We start from the raw sequence: 20,192 nt of genomic DNA, 5'->3' as shown, positions 1-20,192 counted from the left end.
GGCCCGGGGTTTCGACCTCGACCCCCTCGGCCTGCCCTTCGGGCGGGGCCGCAGCGCCTCGGCGCCGCCCTCGCGGTAGAGCCTGCACCAGCGCTCCAGCGGGGACTTCGACCTGATCCCGAACTCGGCCATAGCGTCGGCCTTCGCCATCCCGCCGTCGACCACGGCCGACGCCGCGGCGACCCTCTGCTCGAATGTGTACCTGGATTGTTTCCCGCCCATGGACAGCAGCGCCTCGCTTCCGAACGCCCGGTATACCCACTGCCATTCTCTCACGGTCTCGCGGGGGACGGACAGGGCCTCGGCCGCCGGCTTGCAGCCGACGCCGGCGTCGAAGAGCTCGACGGCCCGCCTCCTGGACTCCAGGTCGTGCTTCACCCTGAGGTCTATACTCATGGAAAACCTCCCATTTCCCGATGTCCAAGAAATGGGAGGCAGTTCACAGGCACCTTTGTGGTGGTTTCCCCTTGTGGTGGTTCCAAGTGTAAAGCCTTTGCAACCTGCGGACGTTAGACAAACAGCACGTGCGCGAGCAGGGCACACACGCACACCGCTCCAAATACCAGTGCCACGATCGAGATCACGCGGTCGGCCATGTCCATGTTGGCACGATTCGTAAAGAACCGATCTTCGGCGGCGTCGACGCGCGCCTCACGCACCATTTCGACCACCGCCTCACGGCCATCGAGCGCCTTTGTATCCATGTTTACCTCCCCGGCCTCATGCTTATCCATCAAAAACCAACTCCGTGTAGCCGCCGACGTCTACGGCCGCTCGTTGGGGGCCAGGCGCTGCATCTTGTTCACGGCCTTGAACTTGGTGAACAGCGGCACGTACTCAAAGCTCACGTTGGAGTTCTCCAGGCCGTACCAACGCGCAGGCGTGCCGGCGGCGCGGCGGATGATGTACTTGAGCGTGATGGCCGTACGCTCGCTCGGCTCCACATCGCTTTCGGGCGCCAGAAGCTTACGGATCAGGACGAACTTGAACGTGCCGATGTTACCCGGATCCTTGTAGACCGAGTAGTCATGCGTCTGCGGCGGCAGCTCGCCGGTGGCAGCCAGGTCCTGAACGACCTGACGCAGGTAGGCATTGACGCGCTGGTTGATCTTGTAGCCCAGGTACAGATGCACGCGGAACACGTAATCGGTGCCGAACGTCTCGACCGAATAGGCAAAGGTGTGCGGTTCGTCCATGGTCTCGACATTCACAAACCACCAGGCGCGGGCGCGCTTGGGATGCTTGTCCAAGATCGAATAGACGATATCGCGGTCGATGTAGTCGGTATGGGTGTCCTTGGTCAGGTACACGACGTTGTCGCTCATGCGCTCGTAACGGTCGTCGTCGCGCAGGCGCTTGAGCTGCGGCAGGTAGCTGCGCAGCGGCAGCAGCGTAAACTGGCGCTGCTCAACAGCCGTACCGTTGTACCAGCACACCATGATGCCCATGATGAGCGCGGCCATGAGGATGGTGAAGTAGCCGCCGTGGAAGAACTTGGTAAGTGAGCTCACGAAGAAGAAGCCTTCGAGCAAAAGGAAGAAGGCCGCGAAGATCCACGGAGCAACCTTGAGCTTGCGCTCCTCGTGCAGGTAGAAGAAGAGCAGCAGCGTGGTGCACATCATAGTCAGCGTAATGGCAAGGCCGTAGGCGGCTTCCATATGCGCCGAGTTCTGGAACAGCAGCACCACGATGACGCAGCCGACAAGCATGACGTTGTTGACCATGGGGATGTAGAGCTGGCCCTTGGTCTCGGCAGGGTAGAAGACCTGCATGTGCGGCATGAGGTCCAGACGGCTGGCCTCGGACACCAGCGAGAATGCGCCGGTGATGAGCGCCTGCGAGGCAATGATGGCCGCGACGGTGGAAAGGCCGACGGCAAACGGGCGCAGGCCCGGGGCGAGCATCTGGTAGAACGGGTTGAGGTCGGCAATGCCCATGAGCTCGGGGTTGGCAGCGTTGTTCATAAGCCAAGCGCCCTGGCCCATATAGGAAAGCAGCAGGCAGCACTTAACGAACGGCCAGGTAGCGTAGATGTTGCCGCGGCCGACGTGGCCCATGTCGGAGTAGAGCGCCTCGGCACCGGTGGTGGCGAGGAAGCAGCTGCCCAGAATCATGATGCCCGCGTGGTTGTTGGGGCTCAGCAAAAAGGCGATGCCGCGCACCGGGTTGAGGCACAGCAGCACGGCGGGGTGCTGGAAGACAAAGAACAGACCCGTGCCGCCCAGGAACAGGAACCACAGCGTCATGATGGGGCCAAAGGCGTGACCGATCTTGGCCGTACCGATGCGCTGTACCAAGAAGAGCACGATGATGATGGCGAGCGTAATGGCGACGACGCGGCCTTGGTCATCGCCCAGCACGGCATGGACCGCCGGGATGGTGCGCAGGCCCTCGATGGCCGTGGTAACGGTAACGGCCGGCGTGAGGATGCCGTCGGCGAGCAGCGCGGCGCCACCTAGCATGGCGGGGATGATAAGCCACTTGCCACAGCGCTTGACCAGACTGTACAGGGCAAAGATACCGCCCTCGCCATGGTTATCGGCGCGCAGCGAGATGAGCACATACTTGATGGTGGTCAGCAACGTGACCGTCCACACGACAAGGGAGAGCGCGCCGAGCACGAACTCCTCCGTGACGCTTCCGATGCCGCCGTTGCCGGCAACGAGCGCCTTGGTTACATACATAGGGCTGGTGCCGATATCGCCGTACACCACGCCCAGCGTGACGAGCATCGCCGAGATGCTCACAGGAATCGCAGCGTGCGAAGCTGCCTCCTTGGCCTTTTGTTCCATAAGCCGGTTTCCTCCCAACTTTAATGTTCGAAGGAATTATAGGTAATCGGCCCATGTTTGAATGGCACTGTTTTCCCAGCTAGATAAACATTTATACGGCCTTTAAGCCACCTCGGCGATATGGAATGTGACAAAGGGACTGTCTCTTTGTCGCATCCGTCATTTTCCGAGCCAATTTTTGAACCACCACTCCATGGAGCGGCTCATCTCGGCCATAAAGGGACTCGTGTGCTTGCGGGTATAGATGTCCACGACGCGCTCCCCCACCACGCGGGCATGCGGACGGAACATCGCGTCCATCTCGGCTACCTGCGCGTCCATAGTCGCAGCATCGGCGCGGCAGTAGCGCTCCTCGTGCACCAGGTTCACCACGGGATGCGCAATGGCCGGACGCTCCTTACGGGGCGTGCCGATGATGAGCATCGACAGCGGCATGGTATAGGGCGGCAAGTCCAGCAGCTCGGCAACTTCCTCGGCATTCTCGACGATATCACCGATATAGCAGCTCCCCAGACCCAGAGCCTCGGCGGCAACCACGGCGTTTTGCGCGGCGATCACGGCATCCTGCGCCGCAATGGCAAAGTCGCCCAGACCCGGTGCACGACGGGGCGACTTGCCCGTGCGCTCTACAAACTCGGGCTCAAAGCAGCCCACATGCTCAAACAGATCGATCCACTTGGCATAATCGACCACAAATATAAGTGCCCAAGGCGCCTTGGCGATCATGGGCTGGTGGTCGCACAGGTCGGCCAGATGGTCCAGCGTAGCCTGCTCGCGAATGCTCACGATGGAATACATCATCATGGCGCCCGCCGACGGCGCGCGACTCGCCGCATGCAAAATTGCCGCCCGCTGCTCGTCGGTCACCGCCACGGGACGGTCGTCGTCATCACGCGCGAAGGCACGCGTGGAGGAACGGTGCTCCAACGTGTCCAGCACCGCATTGCCCGTCGTCTCGACCGGATAGCCGCCCGCGTCCATGCCAGCGTCCACGTCACCCGCACTCGTCATACAAGCCCGTTCGTTCATCGCCTCATCCTCGCTAATTCTTTAAGAAGCCTTTACGTTTCCGTGTAATTCCCGTCCATTATCGCGCAGGTCGCCACTACATTGCGCCACACCGCCACACGCGCGCGTTAATATGGCTGGTTGTTGTGCGCAGCCACCAATTGCAGTGCATATCTTGGTAACAATCGGGTAAACCCCCGCTTTCGTAGGTTTTAGTTTGTGAGGAGTCTCAGCATGTTCGCTGCCGCCATCTCGCTCGTCGGTCTTGCGGCGACCGTCTACCTTGTCTTGCGCGAGGCCAAAGCCATTCGCGCAAAGTCGGGCACCGTTGCCAAAAGCGCTCTTGGGTGGAGCGTCGCCTTCGGCCTGTTCCAGGTCTTTTTGACTATTTGGGGCGCCGTGGGCCTCGTCGCTCAAAACGAGCCGCTCGCCTTTGTGATGCTCATCCTGACCAACGCCATCCTCACCGGCTGCGCTTGGGCCAGCATCGCACGCGACCGCATCGCCCCGCGCGTCTTTGCGTTCGCCGCGCCCGACGCCCCCGCCCCCACCGGCAAGCTCGCCCGCCTGCGCGGCGCCTTTGTGGGCAAACCGCTCGTCGCCGCCGTCCTGTGCCTGCTGCTCGCCGGCGTCTTTGCGCTGCTGGGCATGGAGGTATCGTCCAACCACGACTTTACCTGGGTCTACCCCCTGTGCATCCTACTCGAGTGGGCCATCATCGCCACGCTCATGGTCGGCTTGTTCTTCCTATTCCAGCGCCACGGCGCAGCCCCCGCGGTCCTGGCCTTTGCCCTCTTTATCCTGGGCATTGCCGAGTTCTTCGTTATCACGTTTAAGTCCATGCCCATCCAGCCGGGCGACCTTTCGGCCATCTCCACCGCCGCCGCGGTCGCCGGCACCGGCTACACCTTCTCCATCTCGCTGTTCTGCGTGCTGTCCATGGGCTTTACCGCCATCGCCATGCTGCTATGCGAGTACGCCGGCCTGGTGGCACCGCACCGTCAGAAGGGCGCCGCCAACGCCAAGCGCATGCTGCTCACCAACCTGCTCGTGGCCGTGCTGTGCCTGGGCGGTGTGACCGCGCATGTTACGCTCATCGACTACTACAACACTCTCGGCATCACCGTCTACACCTGGCGTCCGCTCGAGAGCTACTGGCGCGAGGGCTACCTGCCCGCTTTCATTAGCGCAGCGCAGTCCATCAAGCCGCCCAAACCCGCCGACTACTCCGTCGACGATGCCAAGGCCACGCTCAAAAAGTACGCCAAGGCCTACGACAAGTCCGACGCGGCCAAGAGCGACGAGCGCGCCGCCGCAAAGGAGCAGTTCGACAGCGAGAAGCCCGCGGTCATCGCCATCATGAACGAGACGTTCTCGGATCTGTCGATCTACCAGAACATGCGCGCCGGCTACGAGGGTCCGCAGTACTTTAAGAGCCTGTCCAACTGCCTCAGCCGCGGCAAGCTCTACGTGAGCGCCTACGGCGGCGGCACCGCCAATACCGAGTTTGAGTTTATGACCGGCAACTCCATGGCCAACCTGGGCTCGGGCGTGTACCCCTACACCATCTACAACATGGAAACGACCGGGAACCTGGCAGAGCAGTTCAAATCGCTCGGCTATTCCACCACGGCTATGCACCCCAATCACGCAACCAACTGGAACCGCGAGAACGTCTACAAGGACTTTGGCTTTGACCAGTTCCTGTCCATCAACGATTTCCAGGGAGCCGACACCTTGCGCGGCATGGTGACCGACCAGGCTACCTACGACAAGATTCTTGAGCTGCTCGACCAGAACGCCGATCCGCAGTTTATCTTCGACGTGACCATGCAGAACCACTCGGGCTACGATACGGGCCTGCTGCCGGTCGACAAGCAGATGCACCTGAATATCGACACGACCGACCTGGACGCCAAAACCGTCGAGGACGGCACGCTCTCCGATGTCGACGAGTATGTCTCGTGCATCGAGCAGTCCGACCAGGCGCTTCGCTACTTCCTCAACGCCCTGAGCAAGCTCGACCGCAAGGTGGTCGTGGTGTTCTGGGGCGACCACCAGCCGTTCTTCCCGTCCAAGTTCAACGACAAGTGGTTTACCGGCGAAGACGACGCCACGCACCAGGAGCGTCTGTGGCAGACCGACTACATCATCTGGGCCAACTACGACGTTGCCGGCTGCGACCAGACAAGCGAGGTCGACGACCTGTCCACCAACTACCTGTCCACGCAGCTTATGCAGCTGATCGGCGCACCGCTGACCGACTACCAGAAGGCGCACATGACGCTGCGCGAGTCGCTGCCCGCCATCAACTCGGTGGGCTACGAGGACGCCAGCCTGCGCTGGGCGCTCTCCTCCAACGTCACCGGTGACGACGCCGAAGCCGCAGCCGCCACCAAGGCGCGCGAGGATTACGCCAAGATGCAGTACTACGAGATGTTCCGCGACGGCAAGAACGTGTACACCGAGCACTTCCAGACCGAGGCCAACGAAACCGACCCCAACCTGGCACCGGGTACGACCAAGATCAAGTAACGGGTCGCTCATAACTGGTTCGTCTGCCCGGCGGCGCGGAACGTAAGGTTCCCTGCTCGGACAGTCCTGCTCGCACGGAGAGCACATTAAGTGCTCTCCGGCTCGTGCGGAACTCGCGATGAACCTTACATTCCGCGTCGCCGGGCAGACGCCTCGGTGTTGAAGCGCGGCTTGTCATGGAGACACCTGCTGAACATATATAAGTTGAAGGCCACGTCATGTGGCCTTTTTTGCATCCGGAAACCGTGTCCCAGAATTCTTGTCTGGAATGGGATGCAGTTTCCGCTTGGGACCCGATTGGGAAAGTGTGTCCCACTATTCAGCTGGATTCCGGGATGTATTTTCCGGTTGAGGCTCGTTGGGAAAGTTCATCCCATTTCTCGGCCTAATTATGGGACGCAGTTTCCCGTTGAGGACCCTTTGGGAAAGTGCGTCCCGGTCCGGGCGCTCAAACTGGGATGGATTTTCCGGATGAGGGCTTGACGGAAAATGTGTCCCGTTCCGGGCGCTAATTGTGGGATGCAGTTTCCGCTTGCGGAGTCTCCACTCAACAGAAAACCCGGGTGGCCTGTTTTTTGGCTACCCGGGTTTTTGGGTTGTCGATATGTTCGACTGGCTACTAGTGGGTCTTGCGGCGCTTGATCAGCATGATGAGGGCTATCACTACGAACGTTGCTCCCGCTGCTGCTGCGGTGGCGACTAGGGCGAATGTTTGGTCGCCGGTGTTTGCGAGGTTCTTCGCTGTGGTCGTAGTCTTGACCTTGGTGTCGATCTTAGCTCCGTTGTCGGACTTGGGCTTGTCCGGGTTCGTCGGGGTCTCAGGAGTCTCGGGGTCCTTTGAGCCTTCGGAATCGGTTGGGCCGGCGGTGTTTACCAGCGTATGGTCCAGGAACTTCTTGGCGCCCGCACTTGCCTGTGAGAACAGGCGGCGCGTGCGGATTGGGGTGGCGTTCACCGTTGTGGGCGCCGTCTCCTCGGCCTCGATATTCACGAGCGTCGTGCCGGTGTCGAGGCCCACGTCGTTGTATCCCACGTGGCAGTAATACTGCGCACCGTCATCGTCTGCGGTCAGGTCAATCTCGAGCTTTGAGGCCGTTCCAGCCGCGAGGTTGCCATCGGCACCCACGAGCTTAAACTCTGTCTCGCCGCGGCCCTTGCGGTACCACATATAGGTCGGTGCCAGCCCTGTTTCGCTATCGTCGGCACCGAGTTGCTTCACATGGCCAATCGCCGAGAGTGTCAGGTGGCTTCCCGCCGCGCGCTCAACCGAAGAGTCGTATCCAAGATCCGACCCCTCCGCAGCATCCGCCGCAGGTCCGCTCACGGTCATCGTCATGCCATCGGGCATGGTCTTGGCCGTGATGATTGCCGAGCGAATACCTGTTTCGGTCGTGGATCCATTCTTAACGGCGGCGATGGCGAATCGATACTCCGTATTGGGCTGCAGCCCATCCCACTTGAGCGAGGTCTGCGTGTTGTCGGCAATCTTCCAGCTATTGACGACCGCATCCGCCGCATTGCTCTGCAGCATGCCCACGCCGTAGCTAAAGCCACTCTTGTTTGCGAGTACATCGTCCCAGCTAAACGTAACGCTGGTCGAATCGACGGCGTTTGCCGTAAAGCCCGTCACGGCCGGCGCGTCGGGCATCTCGACGTCCTTAACGTCATAGCCCACGATCCAGAACTGGTCGGTGTCCTTGGTGCCGAGCTTGTCGCCCGAGTCTGCCTCGAACTTGTCGACATCCACCGCGTTGACGCCCAGACGCCACACAAAACCGTACTTGCCCTGCGCGGCCTCGGGCAGGTTGTCGACGGTGCCGCCGTATTCGGTCGATTCACTCGAGGAGTTACCCGTAGTAAAGCCGGCGTTGGCACCAAAGCACAGGCCGCCAAACAACTCGTGCTTTGCGAGCTTCGCGCCCATGACAACGCTGCCGTTCAGCGTCAAGCCGAGCTCGAGCTCCTGCTCCTTGCCCTCCTCGACTTCGATGGTCTGCTCAATGCTCGCCCCCGACTGCGCGGCGGCGCCGTTAAACCCATCGTGCGTGTAGGCGCGCGTTACGCCAGGCTTGCCCAGGCCAAAGGAATCCCCAACGGGAGTCTCGCCGTTGAGCGTCGTTTGATAGGTTCCGGGTTCTCCCGACCGGTTGGTCAAAAAGTAGCTGAGCGGCGTCATATTGTGCTGTTTGGCAATGCGGTCATAGGCCTCGACATTAACGACCGAGGTCTGCGCGCCGAGCGACACGGGCGCCGCCATCACGCCCTTGCCACCAGTTTCCTCATTTTCGATCTCATACTCGTAATAGACCATCGGAATCGTGTAGAGCACGGCCTTGTCACCCTCGCCGGCATGCGACTCATAGCTTACGCTTGCGCTGACCGTGCGCTCGCTCCGGTAGTCATAGCATCCCTCGGCGGCAAAATCGACTGAAGCATTCATCGCGACCAGGGGCGGACCGGTCTGCACCTCGACGGCAACGCCCAACTCGGCGCCAATGGTATAGCCCTGGGATGTCCCCGTGCCCTTTTCCTCTCCGTATGACGTGCCGCCCAACACCAGATAGCCGTATGCCTGCTCCAGATCCTCAACATAGGGCGCATCCTGCAGCACGGCAAGCACGCGCGGGTTGGTATAGACCTTGTAGCGGTCCTTGTACGTGATCTTGACGCTGTCGTTGTCGACATCGGGCAGCGCGAGCGAGATAAATGTGCCGTAGGTAGTGCCGCGACGGTTGCTCTCGCTAATCACCTGCTCCTCGCCGCGGCGCACCTTTCCGTTCTCGTCGAGCGAAAAATGCGAGGCGGTCATCCAATAGTAGTCATCGTTCTTGCGCAGGTCCTCGTCGCGGTGCTTGCCCACCACGGCGATAAAGCTCTCGTTATAGCGGTCCGAACCCGAGACGCTGCCCGCTTTGACGTCGCTGATCCACACCTGTTCTATACCCTTGTGGTCATGCTTGTTGCTGCTGTTGTATTGCTGACCGCTCATGCTCATGGTTCCGACCATGGACCCCAAGCCCTGAGCCCCGCTCTGTGCCGTGTTGCAGGCAAAGTCGCGGAACACATCGCCGCCCACGAGCACCTCGTCGACCGCCAGCTGCTCGGACAGGCCGTCAAGGTTGGCAGTGGCAAGGGCAATAGGCGCCAAGGTGCACGGATAGCGCTTATCCTGAGCGCTATCCTTCCATGCGCTGTTGGGCACATGCATCAGCCCATAGGAGGCGAGGAGCCCGTCTCTGTATTCCTTACAATCGGAAAGCTTGAACTCGCCAGACTCCGAGTCAAAATACGCGTAGCGGTACAGCGCGCCGTACAGCCCCTTGCTGCCGTCAGAAGCGCCGTAATCAAAAGCGCTGCGTTGCCAGTCATAGCCCGCAAGAATAAGGCCCGTGACGGTTTCACCCGTCTTCTTTCCTTCTTCATCGTAGGCGGCAAACGTGCCGAACGTCGCATTCGCAGCGACCATGGTCTTGCCGTTCGCGGAGAGGGAGATTGCGCCCGCGTCGCCCAGAGCATCGACATGGACGAGCGCACCCTTGGATGCATCCCACGAAAACAGCTCGCAATGCGTCGACTTATCAATATTCTTCTTGCCGTAGGGTGCCGAGACCACGATGGCGAGGTCATCGCAAAAATCGCGATCGAGGTCGCCGGCCGCTAGCGAAACGACAGGAGCTGACTGAAGCTGCGTCCAGGAGTCGTTCCCGCCCTTGTTGTGCGTGGTGTAGTCCGCGGCGTTACCGGCATCGATCTTGACGACGCTTTGCTTCCAGTTGCCGCCCTCCAAGTCATACATGTCGACTACAGCCTTGCGCACGCCGTTCTCGTCGACATAGCAGCCCGCGTAGACAAAAAGCTCGTCGACGCCGTCGCCATCGACATCGCCCGCCTCGACATCAAAGACGGCGTCGTGCTCTTGCAGGTAACCGGCATCCAGGTACTTAAAACGGCCTTCGTACATCATATTAGTGTTGACCGTCACCGGCAGGTGTGTGTCGAGAGTGCGCGTACGCCCGTTGCTAAACGAGTAGAGGACCAGCTCAACCTTTCCGGCGTATGACTTGCCGTCAATCGTCGTGGAGGAACTGTCGCCGTAGGCACGGAGCTCGGCAACGCGGCCCTTTTTGCCCGTGCTGGCGTCGCTGCAGAACTCAACACTCGTGGCGTGAATGCCCGAGAAACCGTTGTTGTCGTTGGCGAGTACTGTTGAGGACTCATTGTTGCTTAGGTACGACCAGGTGCCGCCACCGTAGTCGCTATGCTTGTAGAGATCGCTGTTCGTATCGAAGTTGTTGACGTTTTGCCAGAACTTTGCGGCGCCCCACACACTTCCATAGCCATCGGTGAGTTTGCTGCTGCCGCCAATGTCACCGCGCTCGACGTTCTCGAGCTTGTCGCGCAGAGCGTAGCGATTGCCATGGCTACCGTTAGCTGCCATATAGACCTCGCTGCGCGTGGCAAACGTCGTGGGGGTATCAGTGGAATAGGGGCCAACGGTATCGGCCGGAATGTCCTCGCTCGTGCCCAGACCCAGGGCTTGATAATCCTGCTCGGTCATATCGGTGATTGCGGGCGCGTCTGCCGCCTGGGCAACCTGGGGCGTGGCCGTGAAGCAGGCGACGCTCGTGGCGATCAACGCAGCAAGCGCCGCCGTCCCAACAAGCGGGATTTTCGACAGCCTACGGATACGGGGGTGTGGAACGTACATGAGGGACCTCGCTTTATTCGAGTGGAGTGGACTCATTTTTGCAAATGATACATCCGATGCCCGATATCACGTGTCTCATTTTCGCCAACGGCGTGTCTCATTTTTGAGAATCCGAGATGCCGCGGAAATCTTATCCCAGCTCAAAGGCCATTTCTGGGATGTATTTTCCGTCGAGTGCCTCATCGGGAAACTGCATCCCATTTCAAGCGTCGATTCTGGGACGCATTTTCCCCTTAGACCCTCAACCGGAAACCGCATCCCACTTTGAGCGCAAATTCCGGGATGCATTTTCCGCTTGAGCCTCATTGGGAAACGGCGTCCCACTTTGAGGGCTGATTGTGGGATGCATTTTCCGGTTTTGCTCTCATTGGGAAAATGCATCCCGTTTCTTGACCGAATAATGGGACGCAATTTCCCGTTGGAGCGCCTTTGGGAAAGTGTGTCCCACTTCGACCGCCCAGAGTGGGATGCACTTTCCGCAAAGCACCTCAACGGGAAACTACGTCCCATTCCAATGGCAAATTCCGGGACGCATTTTTCGAAAGCCTGCCCATCCGGAAAGCCCGTCCCACTTTGGACGCATCCGGGCACGGAACCATCGACCTATCAGGCCTCCCATCAATAAAGAGGCGTCCTCCCGGACGGCGGGGCACGAAGTTCATCGCGAGTTCCGCACGCAAAGAAGGCCACTTAATGTGGCCTTCGTCTTGCGCAGGACTGTAGAGCAGGGAACTTCGTGCCCCGACGCCCGGGAGGACGTTTCATTTAGAAAGATGGACCGACCGCCGTCAGCGATGGGAGCTACTCCCCCAGCACGGCCTTCTTGGCGGCTGCGGCCATGTTGTCCAGGTCCTCCTTGGTGGGATGGTCCTTTGCGGCAAACCAGTTATCGAGCAGCATCTTATAGCGCGCGTTTTCGGGTTCTTGCTCGAGCATTGCCTCGTAGCGCTGCTTTACGGCAGGGCCCATCTTGCCCTGGCACATCGCCCAGCCCGCAAGCTCGGCATCCCCAGCCAAATTGGAAGTTACGCGGTCGATAATCTGCTGATAGTAGCTCTGGTCGGCGCCAAAACCGCAGGTGCCAAACAGGAAGACGCGCTTGCCGTGCAAAGCGGAGAGCAACGCCGCGACCGAAGGCGTGCACGCGCCCTTGTCGCACCAAAAACCGACGAGCACCGTGTCGGCCGCGCAGGCGCCCTGCGCCTCGAGCGCAACCTGATCTGCATCCGCATCGTCGCTCAACGCCGCGGCATGGACAAAATCAACACCCGCAGCCTGCAGAGCGCGCTTGATCGCGCCCGAAACCATCCTGGTATTACCGCTCTTGCTGTTAACCACCAAAGAGCACGTCATAGTCACGTTGCCTCGTTTCCCCCAAAACTAAAGCCACTAATGCAATTTATTAGATGAATATCTTAGTACTTACGTGACAGATGTAAACCACCGTCTGTCGATTGATTAATTTGCCCCACGGGCTTGCTCACTGGGCAAACTGGCTGCGGTAGAGTTCGGCGTAGAAGCCGCCTGCCGCTAGCAGCTCGTCGTGCGTGCCGCGCTCGATAATCTGGCCGTCGCGCATGACCAGAATGCAGTCGGCGTTGCGGATCGTCGACAGGCGGTGCGCCACCACAAAGCTTGTGCGGCCGGCCATAAGCTCGTCGAATGCCGCCTGCACCTGCAGCTCGGTGCGGGTATCGATGCTCGAGGTCGCCTCGTCCAGCAGCAGAATCGCCGGGTCGGTGAGCATGACGCGCGCGATGCACAGCAGCTGTTTTTGACCCTGGCTAAACGTGCCGCCGTCCTCGCCGATGACCGTATCGTAGCCGCCTGGCAGCTGCACGATAAACTTGTGTGCATACGCGCGCTTGGCGGCCTCGATAACCTGCTCGCGCGTGACATCGGGGCAACCGTAAGCGATGTTTTCCGCCACCGTGCCCTCGAACAGCCACGTATCCTGCAGCACCATGCCAAAGGCGCGGCGCAGGCTTTCGCGCGTGTAGTCACGCGAAGACCTGCCATCGACCATGATGCGTCCGGCATCGATGTCGTAAAAGCGCAGCAGCAGGTTGATGAGCGTCGTCTTGCCGCAGCCCGTGGGGCCGACCAGGGCAAAGCGCATGCCGGGCTTAGCCTCGATGCAGATATCCTGCAGCAGCTTGCGGTCGGGCACATAGCTAAAGTCCACATGCTCAAACGAAACCTCGCCCTTCGGGGCGGCGAGCTCAATGGCATCCACAGCGTCGGGCTCCTGCTCGCGTGCATCGAGCAACGCGAACATGCGGCGCGCCGAGGCATACGCCGTCTGGATTTGCGTAATGACGTTGGTGACCTCGTTGAATGGCTTGGTGTACTGGTTAGCATAGGACAGGAAGATCTGCACGCCGCCCACCGTAAGCGCCGCCGGCACGCCCGTGATCACGCCCACACAGCCAATCACAGCGACCACGGCATAGATGATGTTATTGATAAAGCGCGTGCCGGGGTTGGAGAGCGAACCCATAAACTGCGCGCGCTCGCCCGCGGTGCAGAGCTCGGCATTGAGGGCATCGAAGCGCAGCTGCGCGTTGGGACCATAGGCAAAGGCGTCGACAAGCTTTTGCTCGCCTACGTACTCCTCGATATGACCACCGAGCTGCCCTTGAATACGCTGCTGCGCCGTAAAGCTTTTGTTGGAGAGCTTGGCGATGGCGCCGGCCGCAAAGATGGAGAGCGGCGTGACGAGCACCACCACGAGCGTCATGGTCAGGTTAATGGAGAGCATAAACGCGAGCGTGCCCACGATGGTGATAACGCCGGTGAAGAGCTGGGTAAAGCCCTGCAGCAGACCGTCGCCCACCTGGTCGACGTCGTTGACCACGCGGCTCATAAGGTCGCCGTGGGCATGGCTGTCGATAAAGCTGAGCGGCATGCGGCTGAGCTTATCGCTCGCCTCCACGCGCATGTCGCGCACCGTTTCGTAAGACAGGCGGTTGACGCAATAGCCCTGCAGCCACTGGAAGGCCGCAGCACCTACGACGACAATCGCGAGCTTGGTAACGAGCGGCAGCAGCGCATCGAAGTCCACCTGCCCGGCGGCGACGATAAGGTCGATGCCCTCGCCAATGAGAATGGGCGTGTAGAGCTGCAGAATCACCGAGACGGCGGCACTCAAAAACGATGCCGCAAACGAGACGCGGTGCGGACGGACATAGCCCAGCAGGCGGCGGGTCACCGCACCCACGGGATAGCGCTCGGGATCGCCGGGCTGGCGCGGACCGTCTCCCAGGTCGTTGAGGCTATCGTTGCCGGACACGTTGGCCGTCATCGTGGCGACCGAACCGGAGGAAGTGTACGGATTCATTTAGCAGCCCTCCTTTGCGCAGACGGATGTGGGGACGGTCGGGGCGCCTGGGGCGGGCGCGGGCGCCGTACTCCCCTGCTGACCCTCGAGCTCCTCGCGGCGAAGCTGCGACTGGCAAATCTCGCGGTAGAGCTGGCAGGTCGTGTAGAGCTCATCGTGCGCGCCCAGGCCCGCAACCGAGCCGTGGTCGAGCACGCAGATCATGTCGGCGTCGCGCACGGTCGAGACGCGCTGGCTTACGATCACGGTTGTCAGCGGCAGCCCGCCCTCGGCGGCACCGCGCATGCTGCGCTCGCGAATGGCATGACGAAGCGCCGCGTCGGTCTTAAAGTCGAGCGCCGAGGCAGAATCGTCCATGATCAGAACCTGCGGCGAGCCCACCAAGGCGCGCGCGATAGTCAGACGCTGACGCTGGCCACCGCTAAAATTCTTGCCGCCCGCCTCGACCGGGGCGTCGAGCCCCTGCGGCTTGTTGCGCACGAACTCGCTGGCCTGCGCCATATCGAGCGCCGCCCAAAGATCCTCGTCGGTTGCCGCCCCGTCGCGCCAGGTCAGGTTGCTGCGGATCGTGCCACTCACCAGCGACGCACGTTGCGGAACGGTCGCGACCGCATGGCGCAGCTGGTCGAGTGGCCAAGCGCGCACGTCGGCGCCCATCACGCACACGCTGCCGGCGCTCGCGTCGTACAGGCGCGGGATAAGCGAGACAAGCGTGGACTTACCGCTGCCTGTACCGCCGATAATGCCGAGCGTTTTGCCCAGCGGCAGCTTCAGGGTCACATCGCTCACGGCATTTGCCGCGCCCGCGCCAAACGAAAAGCTCGCATGGTCAAAGCTCAGTGCGGGGACTGGAGCAGCACCACCCGCCAGTTCGCTCGGCTCGGGCAGCGCGACCGGCTGGTTGCCCTCGTCGGTGATGCTCGGCTCGCAGTTGAGCACCTCATTGATGCGCGACGCGCTGGCGCTCGCCTTGGTAAAGACCACGACCAGGTTGGCGACGTACACGATGGAGGTCAGGGTCTGCGTCATGTAGTTCACAAACGCCATGACCTGGCCCTGCGTGAGCTCGCCCACGTTGACCTGGATGCCGCTCACCCACAGGATGGCGCACACGCCCAGGTTCATCACCAAAAACGTGACGGGGTTGAGGATCGACGAGAGCTTGCCCACCGCGATCGCGACACGCGCCTGGTCATCGGCCGCCTGGGCAAAACGCTCGCGCTCGTGACCCTCGCGCACAAACGCCCGGACCACGCGGGCGCCCGAAAGCCCCTCGCGGCAAATAAGCGCGATGCGATCGAGCTTTGCCTGCAGCTGCTTGTAGTACGGGATGCAGTGCGCCATGACAAGCCAAAACACCAGGCCGATGGCGGGCGTGCAAATCAAAAAGATCATGCCGAGCTTAAGGTCGATGGCAAGGGCCGCGACCATGGAGCCCACCGCCAGGAAAGGCCAGCGGATGAGCATGCGCACGGCCAGCGCCACGGCGAGCTGCACCTGGTTGACGTCGTTGGTAATACGCGTAATGAGCGACGGCGTGCCAAAGCGATCGAGTTCGGCATAGCTCAGCTTGTTGATGTGCTGGTAGAGTGCGCCGCGAATGTCAGTACCCATGCCCTGCGAGGTGAGCGCCGCCATCTTCTGGCAAACAAGCGTAAACGAGATGCCGATTACAGCCATGGCGGCGAGCACCATGCCGTAGCGGACGACGGCACTCACGTCGTGCGCACCGATACCTTTATCGATCATCTGGGCAATCACCAGCGGCGTCAGCAGGTCAAAGATCACTTCAATCAACTTGCACGCAGGGCCAATCACCATATACCGGCGAAACTTACCACCAAAACGCCTGAGCAGCTCAATCATAAAAAGGCGCTCCCTATCATCATCTCAATTCAATCTGATTCATGATAGTACGGAGAACCCTGGAGATGCGTAAGCAACTCGTTACAGATGTAAGGGCAACGGTCACTAGCGCCCAAGGCACGTAGCAGCCGATGTTTTGGCAACGCCAGCGAGCGGCATAACGCCGGGGATTCAATTATCAGATAAATGTGACCCTTCAGGCGGTTTTGGTCGGCTACCCGCGGGTGCCGGCAGGGCGCTTGGTAGTCGAGCGATCCCGCAGGCGAAGCCGAGGACCAGCGAGACACCAAGCGCCCTGCCGGCACTCGCGGGTAGCCGCGGCACCAAAAAACGCCTGCGCACTCGATGGATTCGGATGCCCGACAGAGGCTCCTTATGGCTGCTTCCTTCCGGACCTGACCAGATTCGGAACATGTCGTCATCCGAACCCATCGAACGCGCTAGGCGCTCGATATATCTTACCCGCTCCCGCCCGATGGGGCAAGGTAGCTAATTTGGGACGGGGCTTTTTGACTACTTGGGCAATCAGATCGACAGGTAGTCAAATAAGCCCCGTCCCAAAAAGACTGGTCTGCTGCCGTGCCACAAAAGGGGCCTATCTACTACGTTTAGGCCGCAGGGGTCAACCATAGCCGGCTTTTTCGAAAATCGGCAAGCTTTCTACCTGCGGTTTTAATTTCACAAAATCCGGGATGGTCAAGGGTGCTCGGCTAAACGTAGTAGATGGCCGCATTTCATGGCGGACGGTCCGACCCAAGGCCCAAGGCGACCAGCCTCGGATAGCCATTCTCGAAGTTGCGGTGGAATAGTTCCTGTTTTTGCCGCCTGAGCCGCCAAACAGGAACTATTCCACCGCAACTTATAGGGAGTTGGGTTTTAGAGGCGGGCGAGGTCGTAGGCTTGGGCGGCTGCTTCACCGGCGCAGATGAGGTTGGTTGTGGCTTCCTGGGGGTCGAGCGCTTGGTCAAGAGGCATGGGCCTGCGGCAGACCGGCAGGACCAAGTCGATGCCCTGACCATACACCGCATCCAAATTATCCGCACGACCGCCCACGACGGCGACTACCGGCTTGCCATAGCGATTGGCACGGCGGGCCACGCCCACCGGCGCCTTGCCGGCAGCGGATTGCTCGTCCATGTTGCCCTCGCCTGTAATGACCAGGTCGACATCGCGCACGCGCTCGTCAAACCCAATCAGATCGAGCACCGTCTCCACGCCCGAACGCAACTCAGCACCGAGCGCCAGCAGCGCGGCGCCCAAGCCACCTGCCGCGCCCGCGCCAGGCACGCCGAGCACCGAGCCAAATGTCCGCACGCCCTCGGGCACGCGCAACAACCCCTGAGCCCGCACCCCGGTAATCGCCGCATCGAGCAGGCGGCCGTAGCCGACCATCCAACTGTCGTACCTGCCCAGCGCTTCGACATCGTCTGTCGGCAGGCCCTTTTGCCCGCCAAACACTGCAAGTGCCCCACGACGCCCCACGAGCGGGTTCTCGACATCAGAGAGCACGACGATACGCGCGCTATTCAGCGCCCGAAGCGCCGGTGCCAAATCGATACTCGCCACCTGCTCAAGCCCCGCGAGACCAGGGGCGACATCGCAGCCCTGATCATCGACCACACGCGCGCCCAGCGCCTGCAGCATGCCGGCGCCACCGTCGTTGGTGGCACTGCCGCCCAGACCAATATAGATAGTCTTTGCCCCAGCACGAACCGCTCGAAGCATGAGCTCGCCCACGCCATAGGTCGTAGCGGCCAACGCCGCCGGCTCTGTGCAAGGCGAATACCCAATACCCGCCGCCTCGGCCATCTCGATTACAGCCGACTCGTGCTCGCCGTCCACCAGCATCCGGGCAGACACACAGTCGCCCAGAGGGCCTGCGACTTCACATGCCACGACCTCACCGCCGCACGCGGCAACGGCATCGAGCGTTCCCTCGCCGCCATCCGCCAGCGGCAGCGCGCTTACCTGGGCATCGGGCCACACGCGGCGCACACCTTCGGCAACGGCCTCCTCCGCCTGCGCGCTCGAAACGCTGCCCTTAAAGGAGTCGATCGCCAGCTGCACACGGCGGGGCCGGCGGCACGCGGCACCAAAATCGACCGCCCCAACGGCAGTATCTTCGACACCCGCAAGCGCCTCGGCGTGGGCGGTATGCGCCTCAAGATCGGCCCCACAACCGCAGCCAGCACCATCGGTGCCACGCAGCCCACTAAAATAACCGCTCAGCACCGCGCGGCACTCGTCTGCCAGCACGCCGGCGGTCACATTAAACCGATGATTCAGGCGCGAATCGGCATTGAGGTCGTATAGCGACCCCAGAGCGCCCGCTTTAGCATCGGCCGCGCCGTACACGCAGCGCCCCACGCGCGCGTTAACCATAAGCCCCGCGCACATGCAGCAGGGCTCGAGCGTCACGTAGACCGTACAATCGGAAAGACGCCAGCGTCCAAGCGACTGAGCGGCGGCGCACAGGGCCGAAAACTCGGCATGCGCCGAAGGATCCTGGTCGAGCTCGCGGCGATTATGCGCCCGCGCGACAATCTCGCCGTCGCGCACCACTACGGCTCCGATGGGCACCTCGCCCACCGCAGCGGCGGCGCGCGCCTCGGCCAGCGCCTCACGCATGAACTTCTCATCGATTTCGGTGATCGTCATCGTTCGCCTTCCCTGTTGCAAATCCAAAACGATGCTATCATTACGACTCACGGAGAGATGGCAGAGCGGTTGAATGCGGCGGTCTTGAAAACCGTTGAGCGCGAGAGCGTTCCGGGGGTTCGAATCCCCCTCTCTCCGCCACTCCTAGTGATGCACCGGTGTCATGGTCCGCTCAAACAGTGCATCGACCACATCGGCTATCTCAGGTCGACGCTCAAGATCGTGGCCCGATTCCCACCATATCGTGAAAAGTCGAATAATACCGCCGGCGACAAACTCAGACGTCGTCTCGAGTGACACGGGGGCCAGGGCATCCTCGGCAAGCACGTTCATCACACGCTCGCGGATGGAGCGGGCAATGCGGTCGCAAATAACGTTGGTCAACATGCCCGACATGCTGCTTGCCAAAATGTTATCCATGAGCCGCTCGTGCGCCAGAATCAAATCCATGGCATCGTCCAAAATCGCGTGCCGAAGCGCGCGCACGTCCTCGGCAGATACCGCGCCGGCCTCATCGGGCTGTTTTTGCGGCAAGCCCGACATGAGCTCATCGATATAAAAGGCAAAGTAATCGTTCTTGTCGCGAAAGTGCTTGTAGAACGTCGTGCGGCGAATCATGGCGCGGTCGCACAGCATGGCAACCGTCAGGTCCTCAAAACGATGCTCCTCGAGAAGCTCGGTAAAGGCATCGAACAGGGCGCGGTAGGTTTTCTTGATGCGAAGGTCCACTGGTATCGCCATCCTCAGGGCAAAGACAACACTCGTCAATCTGTCGCATATCTTACACCTGTACCTCGCGCGCTTTGCCCCGGTGCCAACCCCGCCGAGGTTGATTTCCGATCTCAGCCGAACACATTGAGCAAATAGGCCATTCCCGCAGCTAGCTGAACGCCCCCGCGGCCCCTCCTGGGGTCCGGGGGCGCCGTTTTCCCAGTTGATGGAACGGTGGAGATGTGTTTCGATAGGTCCGGTGGCCATGCTCCGCCCGCCGCCCGGCACCTCTTCCCAGACTCAGCCGGACGGTCGGTCCGTCTATTCCGTTTTTCCTTCTAGGCTAGGCCAGCGGGGCATCGCCCCTCTCGGCGCGCGCCCTCTCGATGAGCCCCGGCGTCAGGTCGAGGTCGCCGAGCGGCACGTCCCACACACCGTAGGCGTCCAGCAGCGCCGCCGCGTCCTCCCCGAGCATCGCCCTGAAGGCGCGCGCGGGCGTCGCGAAGCCGAGCGCGCCGCGGGGCTCGGAGTTCACGTGCGACATGGCCAGCGCCAGGTCGGCCGGGGCGAGCCG

The 20,192-nt window shown here is 61.1% G+C and carries 11 protein-coding genes, 1 tRNA gene, 1 other RNA gene and 1 pseudogene; 2 read left to right on the top strand and 12 right to left on the bottom strand.

Annotated features, from left to right (window positions below; all coding sequences use genetic code 11):
• The 4 genes from HMPREF9463_RS09275 to HMPREF9463_RS09260 all read right to left on the bottom strand — a co-directional run.
• Nucleotides 1-396 (bottom strand): helix-turn-helix domain-containing protein (locus HMPREF9463_RS09275; RefSeq protein WP_035138818.1); only part of this gene is annotated, 396 nt, incomplete at its 3' end.
• A 113-nt stretch (nucleotides 397-509) separates the two neighbouring features.
• Entirely contained in the window at nucleotides 510-704 is a 195-nt protein-coding gene (locus tag HMPREF9463_RS09270) for a hypothetical protein (RefSeq protein ID WP_035138755.1), read from the bottom strand.
• Nucleotides 705-764: 60 nt separating this feature from the next.
• Nucleotides 765-2,792 (bottom strand): KUP/HAK/KT family potassium transporter, encoded by a 2,028-nt coding sequence (locus HMPREF9463_RS09265; protein ID WP_035138754.1) that lies wholly within the window; start codon nucleotides 2,790-2,792, stop codon nucleotides 765-767.
• A gap of 159 nt (nucleotides 2,793-2,951) precedes the next feature.
• Nucleotides 2,952-3,821: a nitroreductase family protein gene (locus HMPREF9463_RS09260; protein WP_084591873.1), complete on the bottom strand. Its 870-nt coding sequence runs from the start codon at nucleotides 3,819-3,821 to the stop codon at nucleotides 2,952-2,954.
• Between the two features lie 213 nt (nucleotides 3,822-4,034).
• On the opposite strand from HMPREF9463_RS09260, the gene HMPREF9463_RS09255 reads away from it, so the two are divergent.
• Nucleotides 4,035-6,335, top strand: a complete 2,301-nt coding sequence (locus HMPREF9463_RS09255) for an LTA synthase family protein (RefSeq protein ID WP_035138753.1) — start codon at nucleotides 4,035-4,037, stop codon at nucleotides 6,333-6,335.
• A 619-nt stretch (nucleotides 6,336-6,954) separates the two neighbouring features.
• Here HMPREF9463_RS09255 and HMPREF9463_RS09250 read toward each other — a convergent pair.
• The 6 genes from HMPREF9463_RS09250 to tadA form a co-directional block, all read right to left on the bottom strand.
• Nucleotides 6,955-11,043, bottom strand: a complete 4,089-nt coding sequence (locus tag HMPREF9463_RS09250) for a fibronectin type III domain-containing protein (protein ID WP_035138752.1) — start codon at nucleotides 11,041-11,043, stop codon at nucleotides 6,955-6,957.
• A gap of 801 nt (nucleotides 11,044-11,844) precedes the next feature.
• A complete protein-coding gene (gene bilS / locus HMPREF9463_RS09245; RefSeq protein ID WP_035138751.1) occupies nucleotides 11,845-12,396 on the bottom strand; it encodes a flavodoxin family protein BilS in 552 nt (183 codons plus the stop codon).
• 127 nt (nucleotides 12,397-12,523) lie between these two features.
• Nucleotides 12,524-14,383: an ABC transporter ATP-binding protein gene (locus tag HMPREF9463_RS09240; protein WP_035138749.1), complete on the bottom strand. Its 1,860-nt coding sequence runs from the start codon at nucleotides 14,381-14,383 to the stop codon at nucleotides 12,524-12,526.
• Nucleotides 14,384-16,249: an ABC transporter ATP-binding protein gene (locus HMPREF9463_RS09235; RefSeq protein WP_035138748.1), complete on the bottom strand. Its 1,866-nt coding sequence runs from the start codon at nucleotides 16,247-16,249 to the stop codon at nucleotides 14,384-14,386. It abuts the gene before it with no gap.
• Nucleotides 16,250-16,588: 339 nt separating this feature from the next.
• Nucleotides 16,589-16,684: signal recognition particle sRNA small type (ffs, locus tag HMPREF9463_RS10800), an RNA gene on the bottom strand.
• A gap of 441 nt (nucleotides 16,685-17,125) precedes the next feature.
• Nucleotides 17,126-18,907, bottom strand: a complete 1,782-nt coding sequence (tadA, locus tag HMPREF9463_RS09230) for a tRNA adenosine(34) deaminase TadA (RefSeq protein WP_052044213.1) — start codon at nucleotides 18,905-18,907, stop codon at nucleotides 17,126-17,128.
• A 51-nt stretch (nucleotides 18,908-18,958) separates the two neighbouring features.
• On the opposite strand from tadA, the gene HMPREF9463_RS09225 reads away from it, so the two are divergent.
• A tRNA-Ser gene (locus HMPREF9463_RS09225) sits at nucleotides 18,959-19,048 on the top strand.
• Nucleotides 19,049-19,051: 3 nt separating this feature from the next.
• Here HMPREF9463_RS09225 and HMPREF9463_RS09220 read toward each other — a convergent pair.
• Nucleotides 19,052-19,636, bottom strand: coding sequence for a TetR/AcrR family transcriptional regulator (locus tag HMPREF9463_RS09220; protein WP_052044212.1), 585 nt, complete (start codon nucleotides 19,634-19,636; stop codon nucleotides 19,052-19,054).
• Between the two features lie 325 nt (nucleotides 19,637-19,961).
• Nucleotides 19,962-20,192, bottom strand: a pseudogene (locus HMPREF9463_RS09215) (IS30 family transposase); the annotation flags it as partial.

The sequence above is a fragment of the Collinsella sp. 4_8_47FAA genome (genome assembly GCF_000763055.1).
Lineage (GTDB): Bacteria > Actinomycetota > Coriobacteriia > Coriobacteriales > Coriobacteriaceae > Collinsella.
The sequence above is the reverse complement of the archived record's forward strand: the minus strand, read 5'-3'. Positions and strand labels throughout refer to the sequence as shown.